The sequence below is a fragment of the Thioalkalivibrio sp. AKL17 genome (assembly GCF_000377885.1).
GTDB classification, from domain to species: Bacteria; Pseudomonadota; Gammaproteobacteria; order Ectothiorhodospirales; family Ectothiorhodospiraceae; genus Thioalkalivibrio; species Thioalkalivibrio halophilus.
Genome location: NZ_KB898765.1, coordinates 397,784 through 418,847, shown reverse-complemented (window position 1 = coordinate 418,847; position 21,064 = coordinate 397,784). Strand labels below are relative to the sequence as shown.

18 protein-coding genes are annotated in these 21,064 nt (G+C 67.7%); 7 read left to right on the top strand and 11 right to left on the bottom strand.

From position 1 onward, the window contains the following. Window positions 1-71: 71 nt before the first annotated feature. Entirely contained in the window at window positions 72-2,117 is a 2,046-nt protein-coding gene (locus D577_RS0105195) for a hypothetical protein (protein WP_018946490.1), read from the bottom strand. Between the two features lie 104 nt (window positions 2,118-2,221). On the opposite strand from D577_RS0105195, the gene D577_RS0105190 reads away from it, so the two are divergent. Next, window positions 2,222-2,596, top strand: coding sequence for a group 1 truncated hemoglobin (locus D577_RS0105190; RefSeq protein WP_018946489.1), 375 nt, complete (start codon window positions 2,222-2,224; stop codon window positions 2,594-2,596). A gap of 350 nt (window positions 2,597-2,946) precedes the next feature. Here the strand turns inward: D577_RS0105190 and modC are convergent, their stop codons facing one another. From modC to modA, 3 genes are read right to left on the bottom strand one after another with little or no spacing between them, the layout of a single operon-like run. After that, entirely contained in the window at window positions 2,947-4,053 is a 1,107-nt protein-coding gene (modC, locus tag D577_RS0105185) for a molybdenum ABC transporter ATP-binding protein (RefSeq protein WP_018946488.1), read from the bottom strand. Further along, on the bottom strand, window positions 4,050-4,742 hold the full coding sequence (gene modB, locus D577_RS0105180; RefSeq protein ID WP_018946487.1) for a molybdate ABC transporter permease subunit: 693 nt from the start codon (window positions 4,740-4,742) through the stop codon (window positions 4,050-4,052). The genes modC and modB overlap by 4 nt, the downstream gene beginning before the upstream one ends. A 6-nt stretch (window positions 4,743-4,748) precedes the next feature. After that, a complete protein-coding gene (gene modA, locus D577_RS0105175) occupies window positions 4,749-5,528 on the bottom strand; it encodes a molybdate ABC transporter substrate-binding protein (protein ID WP_026288917.1) in 780 nt (259 codons plus the stop codon). Window positions 5,529-5,829: 301 nt separating this feature from the next. Between modA and D577_RS0105170 the strand changes: the two genes are divergently transcribed. The 4 genes from D577_RS0105170 to D577_RS0105150 all read left to right on the top strand — a co-directional run bounded on the left by D577_RS0105170 (window position 5,830) and on the right by D577_RS0105150 (window position 8,013). Further along, complete coding sequence (locus tag D577_RS0105170) at window positions 5,830-6,264, top strand: rhodanese-like domain-containing protein (RefSeq protein WP_024328523.1); 435 nt, start codon at window positions 5,830-5,832, stop codon at window positions 6,262-6,264. A 247-nt stretch (window positions 6,265-6,511) separates the two neighbouring features. Next, window positions 6,512-6,688 (top strand): hypothetical protein, encoded by a 177-nt coding sequence (locus D577_RS14220; RefSeq protein WP_018946484.1) that lies wholly within the window; start codon window positions 6,512-6,514, stop codon window positions 6,686-6,688. After that, the gene (gene tnpB / locus D577_RS13585; protein WP_018946483.1) at window positions 6,685-6,993 is read left to right on the top strand and encodes an IS66 family insertion sequence element accessory protein TnpB; all 309 of its coding nucleotides are present in this window, start codon (window positions 6,685-6,687) and stop codon (window positions 6,991-6,993) included. Before D577_RS14220 ends, tnpB begins: the two co-directional genes overlap by 4 nt. Window positions 6,994-7,227: 234 nt before the next feature. Next, window positions 7,228-8,013, top strand: a complete 786-nt coding sequence (locus tag D577_RS0105150) for a serpin family protein (RefSeq protein WP_155985559.1) — start codon at window positions 7,228-7,230, stop codon at window positions 8,011-8,013. A gap of 77 nt (window positions 8,014-8,090) precedes the next feature. Here the strand turns inward: D577_RS0105150 and D577_RS0105145 are convergent, their stop codons facing one another. From D577_RS0105145 to D577_RS0105120, 6 genes are all read right to left on the bottom strand, one after another. Further along, entirely contained in the window at window positions 8,091-9,209 is a 1,119-nt protein-coding gene (locus D577_RS0105145; protein ID WP_018946481.1) for a class II histone deacetylase, read from the bottom strand. A gap of 384 nt (window positions 9,210-9,593) precedes the next feature. Next, window positions 9,594-9,815 (bottom strand): hypothetical protein, encoded by a 222-nt coding sequence (locus tag D577_RS0105140; protein WP_018946480.1) that lies wholly within the window; start codon window positions 9,813-9,815, stop codon window positions 9,594-9,596. A 92-nt stretch (window positions 9,816-9,907) separates the two neighbouring features. Further along, a complete protein-coding gene (locus D577_RS0105135) occupies window positions 9,908-10,828 on the bottom strand; it encodes a diguanylate cyclase (RefSeq protein ID WP_018946479.1) in 921 nt (306 codons plus the stop codon). 10 nt (window positions 10,829-10,838) lie between these two features. Next, window positions 10,839-14,546: a response regulator gene (locus D577_RS13800; RefSeq protein ID WP_018946478.1), complete on the bottom strand. Its 3,708-nt coding sequence runs from the start codon at window positions 14,544-14,546 to the stop codon at window positions 10,839-10,841. Next, on the bottom strand, window positions 14,543-16,846 hold the full coding sequence (locus tag D577_RS13575) for a pyridoxal-dependent decarboxylase (protein WP_018946477.1): 2,304 nt from the start codon (window positions 16,844-16,846) through the stop codon (window positions 14,543-14,545). Before D577_RS13575 ends, D577_RS13800 begins: the two co-directional genes overlap by 4 nt. A 226-nt stretch (window positions 16,847-17,072) precedes the next feature. Next, window positions 17,073-17,474, bottom strand: a complete 402-nt coding sequence (locus D577_RS0105120) for a winged helix-turn-helix domain-containing protein (protein WP_018946476.1) — start codon at window positions 17,472-17,474, stop codon at window positions 17,073-17,075. 185 nt (window positions 17,475-17,659) lie between these two features. Here D577_RS0105120 and hrpB point away from each other — a divergent pair, with 185 nt between their 5' ends. Together hrpB and D577_RS0105110 are read left to right on the top strand one after the other, a co-directional pair. Continuing rightward, entirely contained in the window at window positions 17,660-20,203 is a 2,544-nt protein-coding gene (hrpB, locus tag D577_RS0105115) for an ATP-dependent helicase HrpB (RefSeq protein WP_018946475.1), read from the top strand. Between the two features lie 108 nt (window positions 20,204-20,311). After that, window positions 20,312-20,533, top strand: coding sequence for a hypothetical protein (locus D577_RS0105110; RefSeq protein WP_018870091.1), 222 nt, complete (start codon window positions 20,312-20,314; stop codon window positions 20,531-20,533). A gap of 66 nt (window positions 20,534-20,599) precedes the next feature. Here the strand turns inward: D577_RS0105110 and D577_RS0105105 are convergent, their stop codons facing one another. After that, window positions 20,600-21,022, bottom strand: a complete 423-nt coding sequence (locus tag D577_RS0105105) for a DUF3617 family protein (protein WP_018946474.1) — start codon at window positions 21,020-21,022, stop codon at window positions 20,600-20,602. Window positions 21,023-21,064 lie beyond the last annotated feature (42 nt).

Below are 21,064 nucleotides of genomic sequence, written 5' to 3'. Positions count from 1 at the left end.
CCTTTTGCCCGCGTTGCGAGCAAAAAATGCCCGACGGGGCGTAAAACCTGCAGGGCCCAGGGCGCCGGCGGTCAGGTCTGCCACTTGACCGGCGCTCGGGGGTCGGGCTCATAGGCGAAGTAGGTACCGGTGCGTACGGTCCGCTCGAGGTGCTCGCCGAGCGCTGCATGGTGCTCGGCGATTCGATCGAGGGCGTAACGCAGTGACCGGGTTGCACTGGTTCGTGCCCGTTCCACGCCATCTCCCACCGTTCGGGCGCGGTCGTTCAGGCCCACGCCGCGGCGCAGCTCGTTGATCAGAAACTCGCGGTCGGCGCGGGCCAGTTCTGCCCGGTGAAGGTCGTTGTTGGCCTCGGCCTCTTCGATATCCGCTTCCGTTTCGGCGAGTCGTTGCCGATAGGCTTCGCGCGCCTTCGAGTCGAACACCTCTAGTCCCGCCTGGGCATCGATGTGCAGATCTTCCGCAGAGGATTCGACCGGCAGTGCCCCGCGTTCGGCAGACACCAGGTCGAGGACGTGGAACTCGCGACCGGGTTCTGCCAGCAGGCGCTCCAGATAGCGCATGCCCTTGAGGTCTTTGAGGCGCGCGGTGGTGCCGGCGTACGTTACCGTTCGCATGTCCGCCTCCCGGCTGAAGATGCAGCGTTCGGGCTCGGGTTTTATCCCCGCAGGTTTCTCTGGCGCCCGTTCGCGTGCGAGTTCGGCCCAGGGAGTGGCGTTGAGGTCCCGGAACGCGCTGCAGGCGGCCTCGATCTCCTGCTCGGCCGCCCGGCGGTCGTCTGCTGCGCGATAGGCTTCGGCCAGTTCGATGCGCAGGGTTGCTGCATCAAAGGGCATTCTCAGCGAGACCCACTCGGTGACGGCGTTACTCAACAGCCGGATGGCTTCTTCGGTTTGTCCGTCGTGGAGCGCCAGACGCCCCCGGGCCGCGACGGCCGCGTTGCGCAGTGTGTGGCTCTGATAGGCCTCCGCGGTGGCCTCCAGATCGGCTGCGGCGGCGCGCGCCACATCCACACGCCCGGCGGCCAGTGCGATCACCACCTCGGCATCGCGCAAGGGGGCCCGCCGCAGGGCGCCGGTAGGCGGGCGCTCTTTCGAAGGGATGTCGAAAGGATGTTCGAGTGCGTTCTCGATCATCGAGAAGGCTTCCTCGATGCGCCCCTGGGCCAGCCGCAGCCATGCAAGCCCCGGCTGGGGAAGCCAGGCGTTCTGGTAGGCAGCCATGAACGCCTCTTCGGCCCCGGCGAAATCACCCTTGCGCAGGCGCGCGTTGCCCAGTTCAGTGAGAGGCCAGCCGTACTCGCGGCGCATCCAGGGTCGCAGCTCTTCGCATGCGAGCAACGCCTCCTGTTCAGCCGCATCACAAGGCCCCCGCAGGCGCATGATCTCCGCCTGGTGGACCCGGCAACGCCCGCCAAGCCCCCCGAAGGCCGCGTCGTGCCGCCAGCGTTCCATGGCTTCGGTCCACTGTTCGGCACGGTCGTGTTGCCCGATCCATTGCATCGCACAGATGACCTCGCACCACATCTGACCGGAGGTCAGGGGATCGAGATTGCCGGCGCTCAGCTCAACGGCCACATCGTCCAGCGCACTCAGCCCTTCGTCGACCGCGCCATCATGGATGCGGACTCTGGCGTGGGCTACCTGTCCGATGATCTGCGGGGCCTTCAGGCCGTGCCTGTGTCCCCTTTCCATCGCCTTTCGCGCCCAGTGTCCGGTCCCCGGCATGTCGCCGCACATCAGACGTTCGTAGGTTCTTACCGCAGCGAGCCACGCCCGGACCGGGTTGTCCGGTGCATCCGCGACCAGGCGGTCTGCCCGAGACAGCCAGGCGCGCACGGGTGCCATCAGGCCCGAATCCATCATCAGATACATGCCCACATTTACGGCGGCCTGAGCCGCCTCGCAGGGCTCGTCGTTCTCGAGATGAAGGCGGTACAGGTCGCCATACGCGGCCAGAGCCCCTTCCAGGTCTCCGTCTCCATATGCCGCCATGGCCCGGAGTTCCAGCAGCTCCGACGAAGGCGGGAGGGTGAGGCCGTCAATCAGCTTGCGCGCCCGGGCAAAGTCACCGGCGTCGAGGGCCGCGCGTACCCGTGTCAGGTCTGGCTCCGTCATCTCTCACTTCTCCTTGTCCGTCTCGTAACAGGAAATGTCACGCCTTCCGTGTGGATGCTCGATGCATCTGTTCCGTTTTAACCAGAGCATAGGGAGTAGTTGTCATGTCCGAAACCGAAACGCTTTACGACCGGCTCGGTGGCCAGGCCGGAATCGACAAGCTCGTAAACCGCATTGTCGAGCTTCACCTTCAGAACCAGATGGTGGGTCCCCGATACTGGGCGCTCGACGACGATCAGGTCGACCACGCCCGGGAAAAGGTCAAGGAGTTCCTCGCGGCCGGATCGGGCGGACCGGTGGAGTACACCGGGCGATCCATGCTGGAGACGCATACCGGCATGAACGTCAGCGTGGACGAATTCGTGGCGGTACTCGACGACATCGTGCAGGCCATGCAGGAGATGGATTATCCGCGTCCGGTCTGCGACGAAGTTCTCGGTATTTCCTACTCTCTGAAGGAGGAGATCGTCCACAAGTAGGCCAACCCCGGGCGTCCCTTCTCGCCCGACGCAAAAGTGGAAACGGGGCCGGGTCTCTCGTTTTTTCCGGCCCCTTTCTCCTCCACCGCCCTCATGCACCGATACCGCTACCCCTTCGTATCGGTTGGCACAATCCGTCTCCAGCCGGGGATCCGTGATCCCGTATCTGACCGTAGATTACGGACCCAGTCGAGGAAACCGCCGGACAGCGCGAGTGCCGGGCCAGAGCCCGACGTATCAACCGCGGAGCCGCGTTAGCTCCGGCATCACTGTTTGCCCCGAGGTTCCGCGACCGAGGCCGTTGATTCCGGCCGGTGTGGCCCGGGACGAAGCGCGCCCGGCTTCATTCATCAGTCGAGGAGAGCGACGGATTTGACGAGGGCGTGGGCGCGGGCGCCGGGCTGGAGGGCAAGGCGTTCGGTGGAGAGGCGGGTGAGTTCGGCCATCAGGGTCTGGCCGTCGTCCTGGCGGCAGGTGGCCAGGATGCGGGCGGGTCCGTGGTGTCCGGGGGCCTCGTTCAGGGCCTCGATGGTGACGGGGATGATGTTGAGGATGGAGACGTCCTGGGGTGGGGACAGGGCGATGGAGACGTCGCGGGCGTCGATACGCAGGCGGGCCGGGCGGCCGGCGCCATTGGTGGCGCCGGGTGTCGACGGTACGCGGTATCGCGCTTCGGGTGGGCCGAACGGGTGCAGGCCGTGGGCGTCGGCTGGGCCCAATTCGCCTTGCAGGACGGAGACGGCGCCTTCGTCGCGGAACAGGGGGGAGTCGGCGCGGGCGAGGGCGTCGCGCAAAGGTTCCAGGCGTTCGAGCTGGCCGTCGTGCATGAAGGCGACGCGGTGGGCGAGGCGTTCGACTTCTTCCGGGGCGTGGGTGACCAGCAGCGTGGGGATGCCGGTCCTGTCTGAGAGGCGGGCGAGGAAGGGCATGATCTCGCGCTTGGTCTGGGTGTCCAGGGCGTTCAGGGGTTCGTCGAGCAGCAGCAGGTCGGGGCTGATCAGCAGGGCGCGGCCGAGGGCGACACGCTGGCGCTGGCCGCCGGAGAGTTGGTCGGCGCGGCGCTCCAGCAGCTCGTCGATGCCGAGGAGGTCGGCGACCTCGTCCAGGTGCAGGCGGCGCAGGGGTTCCGGCGTGCGCTTGTAGCCGTAGAGCAGGTTGCCGCGCACGGACAGGTGCGGCAGCAGGGTGGATTCCTGGAACACGAGGCCGACGCGGCGGCGGTGCAGCGGGACGAAGGTCTTGCCGGACTGCCAGGCGGTGTCGCCGAAGTGCAGCTCGGCGCCGGGTGGGTGTTCCAGGCCGGCGATGATGCGCAACAGCGTGGTCTTGCCGCAGCCGGAGCGGCCGAACAGGGCGGTGATGCCCTCCAGCGGTAAGGCGGTGTTCACGTCCAGCGTGAAGCCGGGGCGTTCCAGCCGGGCCTGGATACGCAGGGTTTCGCTCGTGGGCCGGGTCACAGACGCACCGTGTCGAAGCGGCGGTTGATGGCATAGACGATGAACAGCACGGCGAAGGCGAAGATCAGCAGGCCCAGCGACAGGCGGTGCGCGGAGGCGAAGTCCATCGCCTCGGCGTGGTCGTAGATCAGGATGGACAGCACCTGGGTCTCGCCGGGGATCGCGCCGCCCAGCATCAGGATCACGCCGAACTCGCCGAGGGTGTGGGCGAAGGCGAGCGTGGCGGCGACGATGAAGCCGCCGCGGGTCATCGGCAGGATCACGGTGACGAAGCGGTCAATGCGCCCGGCGCCCAGCGAGCCGGCGATCTCCACCGGGCGGCGGCCGAGGTTGGCGAAGGCCTGCTGCAGCGGCTGCACGGCGAAGGGCAGGGAGTAGATCACGGAGGCGATCAGGATGCCCTGGAAGGTGAAGGCCAGGTGGCTCAGGCCCCAGTTCTCGAGCGTGCTGCCGACCGGGCCGGCCGGGCCCAGCAGGACCAATAGATAGAAGCCGAGCACGGTGGGCGGCAGCACCAGCGGCAGGGCCACCAGGGCCTGCACGGCGGTGCGCAGGCCGCCGGGCGCGCGGCCGTTGGCCAGCCACCAGGCGATGGGCGTGGCGATCACCAGCAGGATCAGTGTGGTGTACAGCGCGAGCTTGAGGGTAACCTCGATCGCCATCCAGTCCGTGGGGCTCAGCTCGAACATGTCGGGTTACCGGGCGGCGGCGTCGGGCAGCTCTTCGCCGGGCATCATGAAGCCGTAGCGGCGCATGATGTCGCGGGCGGTATCCCCGTTCATGTAGTCGGCGAAGCGGTGCGCGGTCTCGTTGTGTTCGCCGCGCCGGGTGATGATGAAGCCCTGGGTCAGCGGTTCGTGCAGGGCGTCGTCGATCAGGTGGTGCGGGTGTTCGGCGAGATCGGGGAACTCGGCCAGCGACAGCGCGATGATGCCGATCTCGGCACCGCCGGCCTGGATCATGCGTGCGGTCTGGGCGATGTTGTCGCCGTTGACGATCTTGGACTGCAGGTCGTCCCAGATGCCCACGGACTGGAGCGCTTCCATCGCGCGCACGCCGTAGGGCGCGTGGGTGGGCGAGGCGATGGCGACGCGGCGGATATCGTCGCGCGTCAGGTCTTCCAGCGTCATCGTGGAGGCATCCATGCGGTTGCTCCATAGCACGATGCGGCCGATGGCGTAGACCTCCGGTTCGGTCACGGCGTGGCCTTCGGCGTGCAGCTTCTGCGGGTAGGCGATGTCGGCGGAGAAGAAGACGTCGTAGGGCGCACCGTTCATGATCTGCGTGGTCATGCGCCCGGAGGAACCGTAGGTCACGCGGACCGCGTCGTCCGGGTGTTCGCGTTCGTATTCCTCGATGACGTCGTCCAGCGCGAAGCGCAGGTCGGAGGCGGCGGCGATGGTCAGCGGGTCGTTGGCGGCCACCAGGCCGGGCAGCAACAGGAACAGGGTCAGGAGCAGGGTGCGCAGGTGCATCATCGGTCGTCCTTTTCTTCGGACTGAATGCGTCGGGGGAACGCCTTGTCGGTTCGTTCATCCCCGTACGAGGGTATTCGTACCTTTCACAGCGGATCGGGCCATGGCTGGAGGATCCGGGTGACAGGTCGGCAGGGATTTTTGCATTCGCGTTATGTTTAATGAAACATAACGGGCTCGATTAACCCGGTCAAGCATCGGGCGGTCGGGCCCGGTGGCCGCAGGGGCCGGGGGACCGCCGGCCGGCCGTGCATTCCGGATCCGGGATGCCTCGATTCAGCGCCTTTTTGAAGGAGTGCGCATGAGTAACGAAAGGAACGAACCGATGGACGAGCCGCAGCTGGAGATCAGCGTGGATGCGTCGCGCGAGCTGGTGGATATCGGGCTGGCGGTGCTGCTGGACATCCGCCAGCCGTTCGAGCTGGAGCTGGAAGGCGCGGTGGATGGTGCGGTGTCGGTGCCGCTGTTCCGGTTGAAGCAGCTGCTGGGCAAGCATCTGTCGGAAGAAGAACAGGAGCTGCTGGATGCGGACGAGCCGGACGAGCGGGACTTCCAGCACTTCCTGTCGCTGATCAACCAGCACCATGTGCGCCAGGATCAGATCCTGCTGTGCCTGTGCAACAGCGGGCGGCGCAGTCTGCGGGCCGCGCAGCTGCTGCGGGATCTGGGGTATGCCCGCAGCCTGTCGGTGCGCGAGGGGTTTCGCGGGTGGCAGGGGGCCGGGGAGGCGGATTGAGGGCGTCGGGGTGTTCGCGTGCGAGCACGCTCTCGCATCCGTGGCCTGTTCGCCGTCATGGCGCAGTAGTGGCACGGACTCCAGCTTCCCGCCCTTGCGGCTCACCCGAGAGCGCGTTGTTCCCGCACGGGCATCACATCGATCAAGTGTTTTCCTGGCGCCCGGACGTGCAGCAATGTGACGGGCCGACTATCACTTGATTCCGTAAGCGTCCGGCGAAATCCATTCTTTCGTCGTTCCGCCGCGGGTGGAAGGGAGCGCGGCGGCCGAGTTCGTGCCGGTGACGCTGGTGGGCGATTCGCCGACGGCGGGCGGTGCGGACCTGACCCTGGTGCTGGCCGGCGGGGTGCACCTCGAGATCGGGGTGGCCTGTCCGACCGAGACCCTGAAGCGGGTTCTCGGCGTCCTGCGGGCGTCTGCATGATCGCGCTGGACGCCTATACCCGGGTGTACCCGGCCCGGGGTCCCACAGACATGCGCTGTCAGATCGATGGTCTGGCGGCCCGGGTCGAGGACACGCTGCAGGCGGATCTGTTCTCCTCGCACCTGTTGGTGTTCTGCAACCGGGCGCGGGACAAGATCAAGGTCCTGGTCTGGTATCGCAATGGTTTCTGGCTGTGGTATCGGCGTCTGGAGAAGCAGCGCTTCTGGTGGCCGGAGGGAACCAAGCCGGGGCCGGTGGAACTGTCGGTGCGGGAGCTGCTCCGGCATCAGCGCTTCGGGCCCTAGGCGGAGGGGATCGCGAAGGAGCAATTGGCCCTGTTCGACGAGTCCGAGCAGCTCGGGGTACTGCCCAGACAGTACTATGTGATCCGGACCCGGCGCGCCAAGTACGCCCCGATCGATGCCAGGGGCCGGAGGCCGAGAAGGGGTTGCGCATCGCGCCGCGCCCGGCGCAGCTGCTGCCCAGGGCGATCGGCCACAGCTCCCTGCTGGCTGGGGTGGTCACCGGCAAGTTCGTTGATGGTCTGCCGCTGTACCGCCACGAGAAGATCTTCGCCCGCGAGGGACATCGAGCTCTCCCGCCAGACCCTGTCGGGCTGGCTGGTGCAACTGGTGACCCCGCTGGCCCCGGTGATGGCGGCCCTGAAGCGGCATCTGACCCGGGGCCCGGTGCTGCAGGTCGACGAGCCCCCGGTGCAGGTCCTCGACGAGCCCGGACGGGCCAACACCACGAAGTCCTACATGTGGGTCTACCGCGGCGGGCCGCCCGACCGTCCGGTGGTTTGGTTCCAGTACGCCTCACCCCGGACGATCTCAAAATCCCGACTCCGAACTTGTAAGCCGCAGTCCCTGGGTTGCCCGGACGCTTACGGCCTGCCCGACCCCAACGTCGTGCTGGTGCCCCTCAACGCCGTGTACTTCCTGGGCGAGTGGACCGAGCAGTTCGATCCTGACGACACCCGCGACGCGCCGTTCACCCTGGCTGACGGCGACACCGTCGAGGTAGCGACCATGCACCGCGACGACGACGAGCTCGAGGTCGAGCTCTCGCAGCGGGACGACCATCAGATAATGCGGCTGCCCTACGGCGAGGACGAGCGGTTCGGCACGGAGATCGTGCTGCCCGACGAGTCGCACGACCTCGACGGCTTCGCAGGGACCGAGGCGACCGCGGCGACCGGCGGGGTGATGGTCGAGTCCGAACCACCGGCGCTGCGCATCGACCGGCCGTTCGCCTTCACCGTCTCCGACCGCGAGACCGGCGCCATCCTGTTCCTCGGCACCGTGCACGACCCGCGCGGCTGAACTGCGGTGCTACGACCGCCGGGGTCGTGCCCGGGCGGGTAGCCGACCGCGGCCCGCCCCCGGTCCGGCCGCTGGGGTCAGCCGGTGGCGAGCTCCGAGGCCAGCTTCGCAGCCGCGCTGATCAGCTCCTGCTGATGTGCCTGGAGGTCCTGACCGGCGAACCCGCTGAAGATCGGGTCGAACGGATCCTCGATCCCGGTCGACACCCCGGTGAGCGTCTCGAGCACGGCCAGCCCGCAGAACGGCACGTACGCCGCGCTGTAGCCACCTTCGTGGGTCATCGCGATCCTGCCGTCGCAGACCTCGTCGGCGACCTCTGTCAGCATGCTGGTGATCCGGCGGTAGCCGGCGGCGGTCATCATCTGGCGCGCCAGCGGATCCGCCGCCGAGGCGTCGAAGCCGGAGGCGACCAGCAGCACGTCCGGCGAGAACGATCGCACCGCCGGCAGCACCACCTGCTCGAAGGTCGCTTCATAGGCCCCGACGCCGGAACCAGCCGGCAAGGGCACGTTCAGCGCCGTTCCGTGGGCTCGCCCCTCACCGCGCTCGTCGAGCTTGCCGGAGTCCGGTGGGAACACGTTGTCCTGATGGACCGAGACGGTCAGCACGTTCGGGTCGTTGACGAACGCGGCTTGCGTGCCGTTGCCGTGGTGGACGTCATAGTCGACCACGGCGATCCGCTCCACCTCGGTGGTGGCCAACAGATGTCGGGCGGCGATCGCAAGGTTGGAGAAGACGCAGAAACCCATGCCGGTCTCCGGGGTCGCATGGTGGCCGGGCGGGCGGATCAACGCGTAGGCGTTGCGCACGTCGCCGGCGACGACCGCCTCGGCCGCGACGATGGCACCGCCGGCGGCCAGCGAGGCCACCTCGAAGCCGCCGTGGCCGAAGGGGCTGAAGCCGTCGCCGGCGTCACCGCCCTTGGGCCAGGTGCTCTCCTCGCGGATCCGCGCGATGTGCTCGGCGGTGTGGACCCGGCGCAGCTCCTCCTCGGTGGCATGGCGCGGCGCGAGCGGCTCGAGGTGCGCCTGCAGCCCGCTGGCGCCGAGCAGCGAGTGCATGCGCACCTTCGTCTCCGCGTTCTCGAAGTGCTGCAGCGGCTGCAGGCCCGCCGCCGGGTCGCTCGGCAGGATCCCGACGTTGGTGCCGGTGTCGTGCCAGCCGAACAGCTCGTGCCAGACGTAGCCAGTGGTCATGGTCACTCCCTCGGTCGTGGACCTCTCCGGCCGTGATCCTGCCAGGTCCGCCCGGACCGCGGGCCACTGCACCTCGAGCACGTTCGTCGCAGTCGGCAGCACTGTGGCGTTCCTGCGCCGAGCGCCGCCACGGCCGGGACAACGATCGGTTCGCCACGCAGGCGGGGGCTCGGTACGATTCGCCGGAGGATAGGAATTCCAATTGCCTCCTTCGCAGTATCAAGCCACCGAGTGGACGCGATCAACCCGCGCAACACCCCGCCGTGGACACCGCACCCTTCACCGATGGCGATTCGGCGCCCGTTGGCGCCTTCCTCAATCCCCCCCCGTACACCACTTTCGACAGTAACTCCCGGGTTCAGGCGTTGCAGTTATTCTGTGAATTCAGGGCAGGATTGCTACCGGGTACCCCCCGGCGAAGAAGAGATTCGCCAGAATCAGCGGAAGGAAATAGACGGCATCGTGCGTGAGGTAAAACAGCAGGTACAACGTTGTCAGAACGAGTGACATTGTGGCAGTCAGGTTGGTGATCAGCACCTGGCGGATCACGGCCGGCGATTGGTGGTGAGCGCCGGTCAGCAATTTTGTCCTGAACCAATCCAGCATGACCTGACTCCTCGCCGCTGTAGGGTTTGTTCCGTGACTTCAGGCAGGGCGATGGCGGGCGAACGCCTGGATGGGAATGCTGCCGTGGGGGGTTATGGCGTTGTGAGCGCCTCGGCTACTACCCGGTCGCGGCCGGCTTCCTTGGCACGGTAGAGCAGCTGGTCGGCCGTGTGCACCAGCATCGCGGCGCCGGTTTCTTCCGGGCCGGGCTGCAGGGCGGTGGCGCCCACGCTCACCGTAACCCGACCTGCGGGGGCGGCCTCGCTGGGGATGGCGAGTTCGTGTACCGCCGCGCGAATCGTCTCGCCCGTGGTGCGGGCCCCGTCCAGATCGGTGTTTGGCAGGACGCAGACGAATTCCTCGCCGCCGTAGCGGGCGGCCAGGTCGGTGGGGCGCCGGGTCGAATCCGCGACCGTGCCAGCGACGGCGATCAGGGTTTCGTCGCCGGCCTGGTGGCCATAGTGATCATTGTAGTGTTTGAAGTGATCGATATCGAGCAGCAGGAGTCCCAGCGACGTTTCGCTGCGGGCGGCATTCTTCCATTCGCGTTCCAGGGTGTGTTCGAAGTGACGTCGGTTGGCCAGGCCGGTGAGGCCGTCGATGCTGGAGAGGCGGTTGAGCAGGTCGCGCTGGCGCTTGAGTTCCAGGTGGTTGCGGATGCGCGCCTGGACGATGGAGGGCCGGAACGGCTTGGTGATGTAATCCATGGCGCCCAGGTCGAGGCCCCGACGTTCGTCTTCCTCGCTGTCCATGGCGGTGACGAAGATTACCGGGATGCCGCGTGTGGCTTCGTCCGCCTGCAGCCGCCGGCAGACTTCGTAACCATCCATGCCTTCCATCTGGACGTCCAGGAGGATCAGGGAGGGCTGCACGGTTCGAGCGCGCTGGAGTGCCTGTTCACCGTCGAGGGCGACGCTGACCCGGTATTCGTTGCGCAGCATCTCGTGGAGCATCTGCACGTTGATGCGTTCGTCGTCGACCACCAGGATGCGCGGTGGTTCGTCGGAGGGCATGAGGTTGTGCTCAGGTGTCATCGGCGAGGATCCGGTCGAGGCATTCGAGCGCCTGTTCGAACTCGAAGGTGTCCAGGTGCTGCCCGAGGGCATCGAGCTGCGGCTGCTGCTCCGGGGCCAGGGCGTTGCGCAGGGCGGGCAGCAGATCGGCGGCCTCGGGGTCGAATTCGCCGAGCCGCGTACGCAGGGTGCGGAGAAGGGCCCGCGCCTGGTCGGAGTTGGCGGTGGTGTCCGGTCCCGAGTCGGGCGGGGTGCCTTCGGGCCGCCCTTCCAGGGTCGTGAGGCCATCGAGTACCTGCCGGAGCGCGTCTGCGAACGCTTCCACGGTCGCGGTGTCGGGGGTGCCCTCGCGCAGCGCGGCGTTCAGCGCGCCGGCGGTCCTGGCAAGCTCGGGTAGCACCAGGTTGGCGGTGGTGCCCTTGATCAGGTGGGTGAGCCGTTCCGCACCGGTAAGATCCCCCGATTCCAGCATCTCCCGCAGGCGGTGGTCGGCCTCCCGGTTGTCGTGCAGGAATTCCAGCAGCAGACGCCGGTAGAGGCCGGTATTGCCGCCCAGGCGTTGCAGCCCGGTGTCGACGTCCACCCCGGGCAGGTGCGCGGGCAGTGCAGCGCCGGTGTCTTCCCCGGTTGTTGCCGAGTCCCCGGTGTCTTGCTGGGGATTCGCGGTGGCTGCTGTTTCCTCCGCCGCGGGTAGCCAGCGCGCCAGCATGGTGTGCAGCGTATCCGGCTGCACCGGTTTGGAAAGGTAGTCGTTCATGCCGGCGTCGAGGCAGCGTTCGCGATCACCGGACATGGCGTGCGCAGTCATGGCGATCACCGGCAGCGACTCCAGACCGGGCCGGCGGCGCAGATTGCGGGTGGCGTCATAGCCATCCATGACGGGCATCTGTACGTCCATCAGCACGAGGTCGAAGGTGCCCGACTCGAATCGATCCAGCGCCTCCTGCCCGTTGTTGGCGACTTCCACCGTGACGCCGGTACCCTGCAGCAGTTCGCGGGCTACCTGCTGGTTGATGGGGTTGTCCTCGACCAGCAGTACGTGGCCGACCAGCGAGGCATCGGTCGGTGCCGGCGTGTGTCTTCGGGGAACCGGCGCGTCTGCGGGACCGGTGCTCAGGGTCTCCAGCAGGGTGTCGTGCAGCCGGGAGGGGGTGAAGGGTTTGAGCAGCAGTGCGTCGAGCTCGTCGCGGTCGATGTGGGTGAGCAGCTCTTCGCGACCGTAGGCGGTCACCATGATCACCGTTGGGGGGGGCGGCAGTTCGTGGTCCTGGCGCAGGCGGTGTGCCACCTGGACGCCGTCCATCTCCGGCATGCGCCAGTCCAGCAGCACGATGTCGTAGGGTGACTCGTCCTCGCGCGCCGCGCGATCGATTTCCGCGAGGGCTTCCCGGCCGCCGGCCACCTCGGTGACCTCGGCGCCGAAGTCGCCGAGCATGGCGCGCAGCACCTCGCGGGCGGAGGGGTTGTCGTCCACCACCAGCACCCGCCGTTGATACAGGGCGTGAGGGTCGACGGATTGCAGGGCGTTTTCGGCGCTGCGGGCCAGGCACACGGTGAAATGGAATTCCGTGCCTTGCCCGGGTTCGCTCTGCACCCCGATGGTTCCGCCCATCATCTCCACCAGGTGGCGCGAGATGGCCAGGCCGAGGCCGGTGCCGCCGAACCGGCGGGTGGTGGATGCATCCGCCTGGTTGAATGACTGGAACAGCCGTTGTTGCTGTTCCGGGGTCAGGCCGATACCGGTGTCGCGCACGGAAAAGCGCAGTTCCACCTCGTCCCCGTGGTCCTCGACCAGGGCAGCCTCCACCACCACTTCTCCCTTTTCGGTGAACTTGACCGCGTTGCCGGCCAGATTGTTGAGGATCTGCCCGAGGCGCAGGGGGTCGCCCTTCAGTGCACGAGGAACGCTCCGGGAAAAGGCGATCAGGAACTCCAGGCCCTTCTCCTCGGCGCGCGAGCCGACCACGGCTGACAGGTTGTTGAAGACGGTGTCCAGATCGAACGGGACCTGCTCCAGCTGCAGGCGGTTGGCCTCGATCTTCGAGAAATCGAGGATGTCGTCGATCAGTCCGAGCAGCCCGTTGGCGGCCGTCTGCTGGCGTTCCAGATATTCCCGCTGCTGTTCCCCCAGCTCGGTGCGTGCCAGCAGGTGCCCCATGCCGATGACCGCGTTCATCGGCGTGCGGATCTCGTGGCTCATGTTGGCCAGGAACTCGCTCTTGGAGCGGGTGGCTTCCTCCGCCTCCTGTTTCGCCTGCCGGAGGCCCTCCACGGCGCGGCGGCGGGCGAACGTGCCAGCGATGATCTCGGCGACCAGTTTCAGCGCGCCGATCTGCTCTTCGGTCCATTCGTGTCTTTGAGCCACCATGTCGTAGCCCAGAAAACCGTAGATCCGCTGGTCACTGATCAGGGGCAGGTTCAGCAGGGACTGAATGTTCTGGTGCTCGAACTCGCGCTTTTCCGGCAGGTCGTCGGGAAGTTCGGCGATATCCGGAAGGTGGATGGTCCGCCCCTTCAGGATCTTGCTTGTTGCCCAGGCGTGGATGTCCACGGGGGTCGATTGCACACGCTCGAGCTGGGGAGTCACGCCTTCGTCGCACCATTCGTGGGTGTTGGTCATCGTGGCGAACGACTCGTCGAAGCGGAAGATATAGCTGCGGTCGGCGCCCAAGAACGCCCCGGTACGCTCCAGGGCGCGGTCGATGGCGGCGTCCACCCCCTCTTCGGGGAGGTTGATCAGCTCCGCGGAGACGTCGGCCACCATGGCCTGCAGACGCTCCTGGTTGCGGCGCGCCAGTTCCGTCCGGCGCCGGTCCAGGGCACTGGCGAAGATCTCGGCCACCACCTGCAGCAGGCCGATCTCGTTGTCGTTCCAGTGGTGGGCGTTGCGCACCAGATCCAGGCCGTAGAAACCGAACAGCCGGTCCTCGCTGTGGAGGGGCAGGACCAGCAGGGAGCGAATGGACTGGGCGCGGAACTCGGCCTGTTCACAGGAGGCCTCTGCCGGCAGCGCCTCCACGTCGGGGACATGCACCGGCTCGCGTCGCCGGATGCGTTCGGTGATCCAGGGCAGGGCCTCTACCGGGAGCTCCGAGATCCGGTGCATCTGGGGCTCCACGCCCGTGGCACACCACTCGTGGGTGTTGTCCATCAGGCGTTCGCCTTCCAGGAACTGGAAGACGTAGGCACGATCCGCATCGAAGAAATGGCCGATGCGTTCCAGTGCCCCTTCGATGGCCTCGTCCACCCGTTCCAGCGGGGTGCTGACGAATTCGGCGGAGATGGCCGCCACCATCTCCTGAAAAGCGGCCTGGTAGCGCTGGTTGGCCTCCATGTGCTTCCAGGCGGAGATGTCCCGCCACTGGGCGTGTACCAGTGGTTCGTCGCCCCGATCGTCCAGGCGGGTCAGCAGCACCTCCACGGGGATGTCCTCGCCGCTGGCGGTGCGGTGCAGCCACTCGAACCGGTGCCAGCCCTGTTCGAGTGCCGTCCGGACCATGTGTCCCGCCGCGTTCAGCGAATCGCGTCCGTCGGGCTGATGCGGCGGCGAGAACGCCGCCGGGCTCTGACCGGTGATTTCGGCCGGGTCGTCGTGCCCCAGCATGCGCGCGGCGGCGTGGTTGGCCTCCAGGATGCGGCCATCGGTATTCACCAGGAGCATGCCGTCCGGGTGTGCGGCGAACAGCGTCTCCAGGGGGGTTGCGCGGGCCTGGTTCATGGCTTTCGCTCACCCGTTTCCGGTCCACCCCGGGAGCAGAGTTCGCGTACCTTGCGATCCAGTTCGGCAACCACGGTGTCCAGGAAGTCGCCTTCCGCCGTAGTGGTCACGTAGGGGTCCATCACCGTCGAGCGCAGGCAGTCGAGGGTTTCCGGCTGGCCGTCGAGACCAATTCGATGGGCGAAGGTATCCATGAACGTGTCGCCGTAATCTTTTCGCGCGAACTCGGTGCGGGTGATCATCAGGGGCGGGCCGTCGTCCCGGATCGGTTCCGGTGGATTGAAGGCGACGTGGAAGGCGTCATAGACCCCGGCGTTGAGCTTCGTGAAGCGCTCGGGGTCACTGTTGGGATGACCGTCCGCCCGGAGCGGGTTGAAGACGTAATCGACGATATTCAGATCGGGCCCGATATTGCGAAAGTAGTCGGCGTCCGGCCCGTTCAGGAGTTCCTCCGGGAGATGTCCGGCCAGCTCGCGGCAGCGGTAGTAGTCTCTCGAACGGTCGAGACCTTCCTGCTCGCCCGGCAGCGGGGTGAGCGGGATGCACTCGTAGACGTGGTTGTCGACGTTGAGGGCCATGAGTTTGAGGAACATACGTTTGGCGTTGGCCATGGAGCGACGGACGATGCGGCCGTAACCGGACACGGTGGGGCGGATGACGCGGTGACTCAGGTAGACGGCCGTCGAGGCGGCACCAGGTTTGGAGCCTTCCAGTCCGAAAATGCCAACCGTGGGCTCGCCGGGCTTGACAGAGCCGATACCCCCGATATATGACCCCGTGAAGGTGGTCAGGCGGCGCAGCTCGCCGTTGCGGTAGATCAGGGCGCCGGCCGGGTACTGAACGTAACCCATCTTGTGCGGATCGACCGTGATCGAGTCGGCTTCCCGAAGCTTACGGTATTGTGCCACCACGTAGTCGCTGATCGGCACGTCGGAGACGTCGTCGATATAGGGGTCTGGATCGGTGGGGATCGGCAGGTCGGGGTCGCGCTCCGCATCGCGTGCGGAGCCGACGAATCGGTAGTCCCGGCGAAGGGCGGAGACCACGTAGCCACCCCAGGCGGCATCGGCGTGCACGTTGAAGTCCATGCCCTGGCGTCGGCAGGATTCACGCTCCTCGAGGATAGTCTCCAGCGGATCCACCGCGCTCTCCTCGGTGCTGCCCAGCACTGCCACCACCATCGCCACGGGTCGGCGGTTGGCACGGCACTCGGCCAGGGCGGCTGCAAGTCCATCCTGCCCTGCCACGGGCTGGCGGGCACGGGCGTCGACCCGGATGAAATGCAGGGCCTGCATGCCGAAGCCCGTGACGGCCGCGGCCTTCGGCCAGCTGTAGTGGCGGGTGGAAGGCGTGAAGAGTACTGGCGGTCCGGCGGCCCGTGAAAGCGGTGGCGCGTTCAGTCGGTCGTCCCGCTTGCGAATCTCTTCCCACATGCCGTGCGGTCCCAGGGTGTTCAGGGTATATGGCATGGCAAGACTCCACACCTGGAATGCCGAATCCAGTCCGGCCTGCTCGGCGATCTGGCGGGGCAGGTCCAGGGTGGTGTCCATCGGCAGATTGAACAGCGGCCAGGACGGGATCTCCTGCAGCGGCCGCGTGTCACCGTCGAGCGTGGTGACCTCGAAGTCGCGCGCGGGATGGAGGGCATGGGTAGAGTCCGCGTCGGCGTCGCGTAGCAGCAAGGCCAGGGTAATCGGCAGGTAGCGTTGCTCACGGACAGCCCAGGTGGACTCGATATTGGCGATAGAGCCGTCCGCGGTGATGTGAGCCCATGGATCGCCGTACTGGCGTTCCGGGTAACCCACCATGCGGCACAGGTCCCAGCCCAGCAGTATGGCCAGCGGCGTGGTGGCCGTGGAAGCCTGAATGGTGACGTTGTTGGGGTTGTGCAGCATGGCGGCAAAATAGCCGGCCAGCGCGGGCAGGGTGTTGTCCCACAGCATGTGGCCCTGGTAGCGGAGGCTCGCGTACGGGGTGGAGTAACGTTCCAGGAACTGCACCAGCTCCTCGAAAGCCTCCTCCAACGCTGTCACGGCCTCTCTGTACGCGGGTTCATGCCGGATCGCTTCGGTGATGACCGGCGGATCACCGAAGCGATCGGAGAAATCACGGCGGAAATCGACCGCACTGTCCAGCGCCCGCTGGATCAGCCGTTCAAGCAGCTCGGCATTTTCGGCGTTCGGGCCGAGGAACCAGGCCGCCGTTCGGCCGGGGGAGCCGGCCGTGATGTCGGGTATGGGCCACGATCGGTCGCTGTGGTGGTCCACCAGATCCGGGTGTGCGAAACGGCGCCAGTTCATCAGCGAATCCCCCAGTACGATCGGGCGTTACGGGCCCGGAGCGGCCGTGGACATACCCCTTCAAGGTTTCGGGTTGAAAAATATCACCGAACCGAAGCAGAAGATACAGGGTGAGTGGGGGTTTTGCGCAGGGAATGGTGATCAGCGAGGTTCGTTTCTGGCATCCCAGTGGCAAACATGGCTGTTGTCACATTCGTTATGCTGGCAGCCTGTCGGTGGGCGAGGGCTATTCGCTGTCGTCGCGCAGCAGCGGGCGCATGGCGTCGAGCTCGTCGCGGATGGCCTCGGCGGCGCGCTCCTCCATGCGGCGGTAGCGGGTGAGGACGTCCTCGCCCAGCGGCGTGACCCGCGCGCCGCCGCCCCGGGAGCCTCCACGTGCGGTATCCACCAGAGGTTCGCGGAAACTGCGGTTCATGGTCTCCACCAGGTTCCAGGCCCGGCGATAGGACATGCCCATGTCACGCGCCGCAGCGGAGATCGAACCCGCAGTCCGGATGGCCTCCAGCAGGCGTGCCTTGCCCGGTCCGAGGGCCGTTACCTCGCCCAGCAGGATGCGCAGGCGGGGTGTTGGGTCATGTCGGTTTCCGCTGTTGGGGGCGCTGTCGGGGTTGTCGGGGTCGCTGCTCATGGCTGGCCATGGTCGAAATCTGCGGGGATGGTGCCGTGAAAGGCCGCGGATTGCGAGGCATGCGCCCGGCGGGCGGCGCGGTGCGGCGGTATCTGCGAGACTGAGGGCATGGTGAGCAAGCTTTCCAGATCGGCCCGGTTCCGCGTCGTCCGCTGGCGGGTGGCCCGTTCGCGATGAGCGCGACGATGGCCCGTGAAGAAGCGGCGGCGCTGGAGGATCTGCTGGGGCCGCTGGATGCGGCGCTGGCTTCGCACGGGGCGGCGGTACTGGTGGCCGAGCCCGGGGCGGGCAAGACGACGCGCGTGCCGCTGCATCTGGCCTCCGGGGAGTCGCCCGGGCGCGTGGTGGTGTTGCAGCCGCGGCGTCTGGCCGCGCGCATGGCGGCCACGTTCATGGCCGGGCAGTGCGGCGACGCCGTGGGGCAGACGGTGGGCTATCGCGTGCGCGATGCGCAGCAGGTGTCGGCGCAGACCCGGGTGGAGCTGGTCACCGACGGGATCTTCCTGCGCCGGATCCAGGCCGACCCGTTGCTCGAGGGGGTCGATACCCTGGTCTTCGACGAATTCCACCTGCGCCGGCCGGAGGCGGAGCTGGCGCTGGCCTTCGCGCTGCAGGTGCGCCGGTTGCTGCGCCCGGAGCTGCGCATCGTGGTGATGTCGGCCACGCTGGATGATGACGCGGTGGCGCGCCTGCTGGCCGGGGGCGGGCCAGACGGCGGCTCAGAGGGCGGGGCCGACCCCGTGCCGGTGCTGCGGGCACGCGGCCGGCAGTTTCCGGTGGATGTGCGGCATGCGCCGCCGGGGCCGGACGCGTCGCTGGCGGACGCGGTGGCCGGGGCGGTGCGCGAGGCGCTGGCGGCCGAGAGCGGTTCCCTGCTGGTCTTCCTGCCGGGGGAGCGCGAGATCCGCGAGGTGGCTGGGCGGCTGCAGGCGGGCGGGGAAGCCGGCCTGGATACGCCGTCCGGTTATGCGCGGGTCGTGCCGCTGTTCGGCCGTCTCTCCGCGGAGGAACAGGCGCGCGCGGTGCAGCCGGCCCCGGCGGGCGAACGCAAGGTGGTGCTGGCCACCGACATCGCCGAGACCAGCCTGACCATCGAAGGCGTGCGGGTGGTGGTGGATGCGGGTCTGGCCCGCGAGCCGCGCTTCGATGCGGCCACCGGGCTTTCGCGCCTGGTGACGGTGGCGGCCTCGAAGGCCGCGGCCGAACAGCGTGCCGGGCGTGCCGGACGCACTGAACCCGGCGTCGCGATCCGCCTGTGGGCGCGGGCGGAGGAGGTCGCCCGGCCGGACTATGCAACCCCGGGACTGCGCCAGGTGGACCTGCTGCCGCTGGCGCTGGAGCTGGCGGGCTGGGGCGAGCCGGTGGCCGGGCTGGACTGGCTGGAGCCGCCCCCGGCGCAGGGGCTGGCCTCGGCGCAGGCGCTGCTCGCGGAACTGGGTGCGGTGGACGCAGCGGGGCGCATCACCGATCACGGACGCGCGCTGCTGCGCCTGCCGACCCATCCGCGGCTGGGGCACATGCTGCTGCGTGCGCAGGAACGCGGGTGGTCGCGACTGGCCTGTGAGCTGGCGGTGCTGGTGGAGGAGCCGGGTCTGGCCGGACCGGAGATGCCCCTGGATCTGGAGTTGCGGCTGGAGCGGGCGCGGCGCGCGGGCGGACGTGCCTGGCAGCGATCCCTGCGGCGTCTGGAACAGGGACTGGAACGGGTTGCGAGTGCGGCCGAAGCCGGCGAAGCGGCGGCGGACGGGGCGATGGACGATCCCGCCGCCCCGGGCGTGCTGGCCGCGCTGGCCTGGCCGGAGCGCATCGCCCGGCGCCGTGGCGGCGCGGCCGGGCGTTTCGTGATGGGCAACGGCCGCGGCGCGGTGATGCCGGAGCGCGAACGCCTCGCGCATGCGGAATTCCTGGTGGCCGTGGACTGCAGCGATGCCGAACGCGAGGCCCGCATCCGCTGCGCGGTGGCGCTGGATCCGGCGGAGCTGGAACGCGAGGCGCCGGAGCTGTTCCACCGCGAGACCCGCTGCGACTGGGTGGAGGACGGTGCGCGCCTGGAGAATGCGCGCATCCGTCGGGTCGGGACGCTGGTGATCGAACGGCAGATGATCGCGCTGGAGGATCCCGCCGACACCATCGCCCCGTGGTGCACGCGGCTGCGTCGCGAGGGGCTGGAGCGGCTGCCGTGGGACGCGGCGGCGAGCCAGCTCCGCGCGCGCATCCGCGTGCTGCACGAGGCGATGCCGGAGGCGGGCTTTCCGAATATGGACGATGCCGCGCTGCTGGCGGACCTGGAGCAGTGGCTGGGCCCGTATCTCGCCGGGATCACGCGGCGGCGCGATCTGGAACGCCTCGATCTGGCGGCGATCCTGCGCGCACGCCTGGACTGGGCGCAGCAGCAGCAACTGGAGCGCGAGGCGCCGGCGCGCATCGAAGTGCCCTCCGGTTCCGCGCACCGGGTCGACTACACCTGCGACCCGCCGGTGCTGGCGGTCAAGCTGCAGGAGCTGTTCGGTCTGACCGACACCCCGACGGTCGCCGGCGGCCGGGTGGCGGTGATGCTGCATCTGCTGTCACCGGCCGGGCGCCCGGTACAGGTCACTCAGGATCTGAAAAGCTTCTGGGCGAACGGCTACCCGGAGGTGCGCCGCGAGCTGAAGGGGCGCTATCCGAAGCATCCGTGGCCGGAGGATCCGTGGAACGCGCCGGCGACCCGGCATGCGAAGCGGCGGTGATCGCGGGGGCCGCTCCCCCGGAGTCCGGCTCCGGCTCGGGTCCACGATGCGGCGCGCGGCGTTCTCGGGTAGTGTCGCGTTCAGCACCACTGCGAGAAGATTCCCCCGATGCTGAAGTTCCTGACCGCGATCCTGATCCTGCTGTTCATCTGGTGGCGGGTGTCGCGCTGGCTGGAGGTGCGCCGGCGCCGGGCACGCGGCGAGGACATCTCCTACGAGGTGCGGATCAAGGGTTATCGGCCGATCACCATCCTCAGCGTGATCTTCCTGATCCTGTACGGGGGGTATGTCGTCTGGTACCTGCTGACGGAACATCTGGGACTGCTGTAGTCCGTTCGTCCCGCAAGCGGTGTGCGGGGCCTCGCCGAGGAGAGGCCCCGCGGGTCGAGCCGCGGGTCAGCAGTCCCCGATGCGCTCGCCCTCGATCTCCATGATGATCGTCATCGGGCCCATGGGGCTGTCGACGTCGGTGGTCATGGTACCTTCGGAGCGCGTCCCCATGAAGCGCATCTCGCCTTCCATGGTGGCGCGGCCGCCCTGCGGATCGGTGCAGGTCATGGCGAAGTCGGCGCCGTCGGAGCGGACGTCCACGTGATCCAGGGTGCATTCTTCCGGAACCTCGATGACGTCCTCGCCCTTTTCGATGTCTTCCTGCGTCACGCATTCGCGGGTGACTTCGACCTGGTCCTGCATCTGGGGCATGCCTTCGATGGTGGTCGTATGGGTGTACTCCCATTCGCCGGGTTCGATGTTGGGCGTCTCGGCCTGGGCGGCCACGGGCAGGGCCAGCAGGGCCAGCGGGATCAGGAATCGAAGCATGACGGTTCTCCGGATGCGGAAAAGGGCTTTCCCGATCCATCT

Coding starts and splice junctions, on each gene's coding strand:
- D577_RS0105195 (WP_018946490.1), bottom strand. CDS start 2,117: ATGACGGAGCCAGACCTGACACGGGTACGCGCGGCCCTCGACGCCGGT.
- D577_RS0105190 (WP_018946489.1), top strand. CDS start 2,222: ATGTCCGAAACCGAAACGCTTTACGACCGGCTCGGTGGCCAGGCCGGA.
- modB (WP_018946487.1), bottom strand. CDS start 4,742: ATGTTCGAGCTGAGCCCCACGGACTGGATGGCGATCGAGGTTACCCTC.
- modA (WP_026288917.1), bottom strand. CDS start 5,528: ATGCACCTGCGCACCCTGCTCCTGACCCTGTTCCTGTTGCTGCCCGGC.
- D577_RS0105170 (WP_024328523.1), top strand. CDS start 5,830: ATGAGTAACGAAAGGAACGAACCGATGGACGAGCCGCAGCTGGAGATC.
- tnpB (WP_018946483.1), top strand. CDS start 6,685: ATGATCGCGCTGGACGCCTATACCCGGGTGTACCCGGCCCGGGGTCCC.
- D577_RS0105150 (WP_155985559.1), top strand. CDS start 7,228: ATGGTCTGCCGCTGTACCGCCACGAGAAGATCTTCGCCCGCGAGGGAC.
- D577_RS0105145 (WP_018946481.1), bottom strand. CDS start 9,209: ATGACCACTGGCTACGTCTGGCACGAGCTGTTCGGCTGGCACGACACC.
- D577_RS0105140 (WP_018946480.1), bottom strand. CDS start 9,815: ATGCTGGATTGGTTCAGGACAAAATTGCTGACCGGCGCTCACCACCAA.
- D577_RS0105135 (WP_018946479.1), bottom strand. CDS start 10,828: ATGCCCTCCGACGAACCACCGCGCATCCTGGTGGTCGACGACGAACGC.
- D577_RS13800 (WP_018946478.1), bottom strand. CDS start 14,546: ATGAACCAGGCCCGCGCAACCCCCCTGGAGACGCTGTTCGCCGCACAC.
- D577_RS13575 (WP_018946477.1), bottom strand. CDS start 16,846: ATGAACTGGCGCCGTTTCGCACACCCGGATCTGGTGGACCACCACAGC.
- D577_RS0105120 (WP_018946476.1), bottom strand. CDS start 17,474: ATGAGCAGCGACCCCGACAACCCCGACAGCGCCCCCAACAGCGGAAAC.
- hrpB (WP_018946475.1), top strand. CDS start 17,660: ATGGCCCGTGAAGAAGCGGCGGCGCTGGAGGATCTGCTGGGGCCGCTG.
- D577_RS0105110 (WP_018870091.1), top strand. CDS start 20,312: ATGCTGAAGTTCCTGACCGCGATCCTGATCCTGCTGTTCATCTGGTGG.
- D577_RS0105105 (WP_018946474.1), bottom strand. CDS start 21,022: ATGCTTCGATTCCTGATCCCGCTGGCCCTGCTGGCCCTGCCCGTGGCC.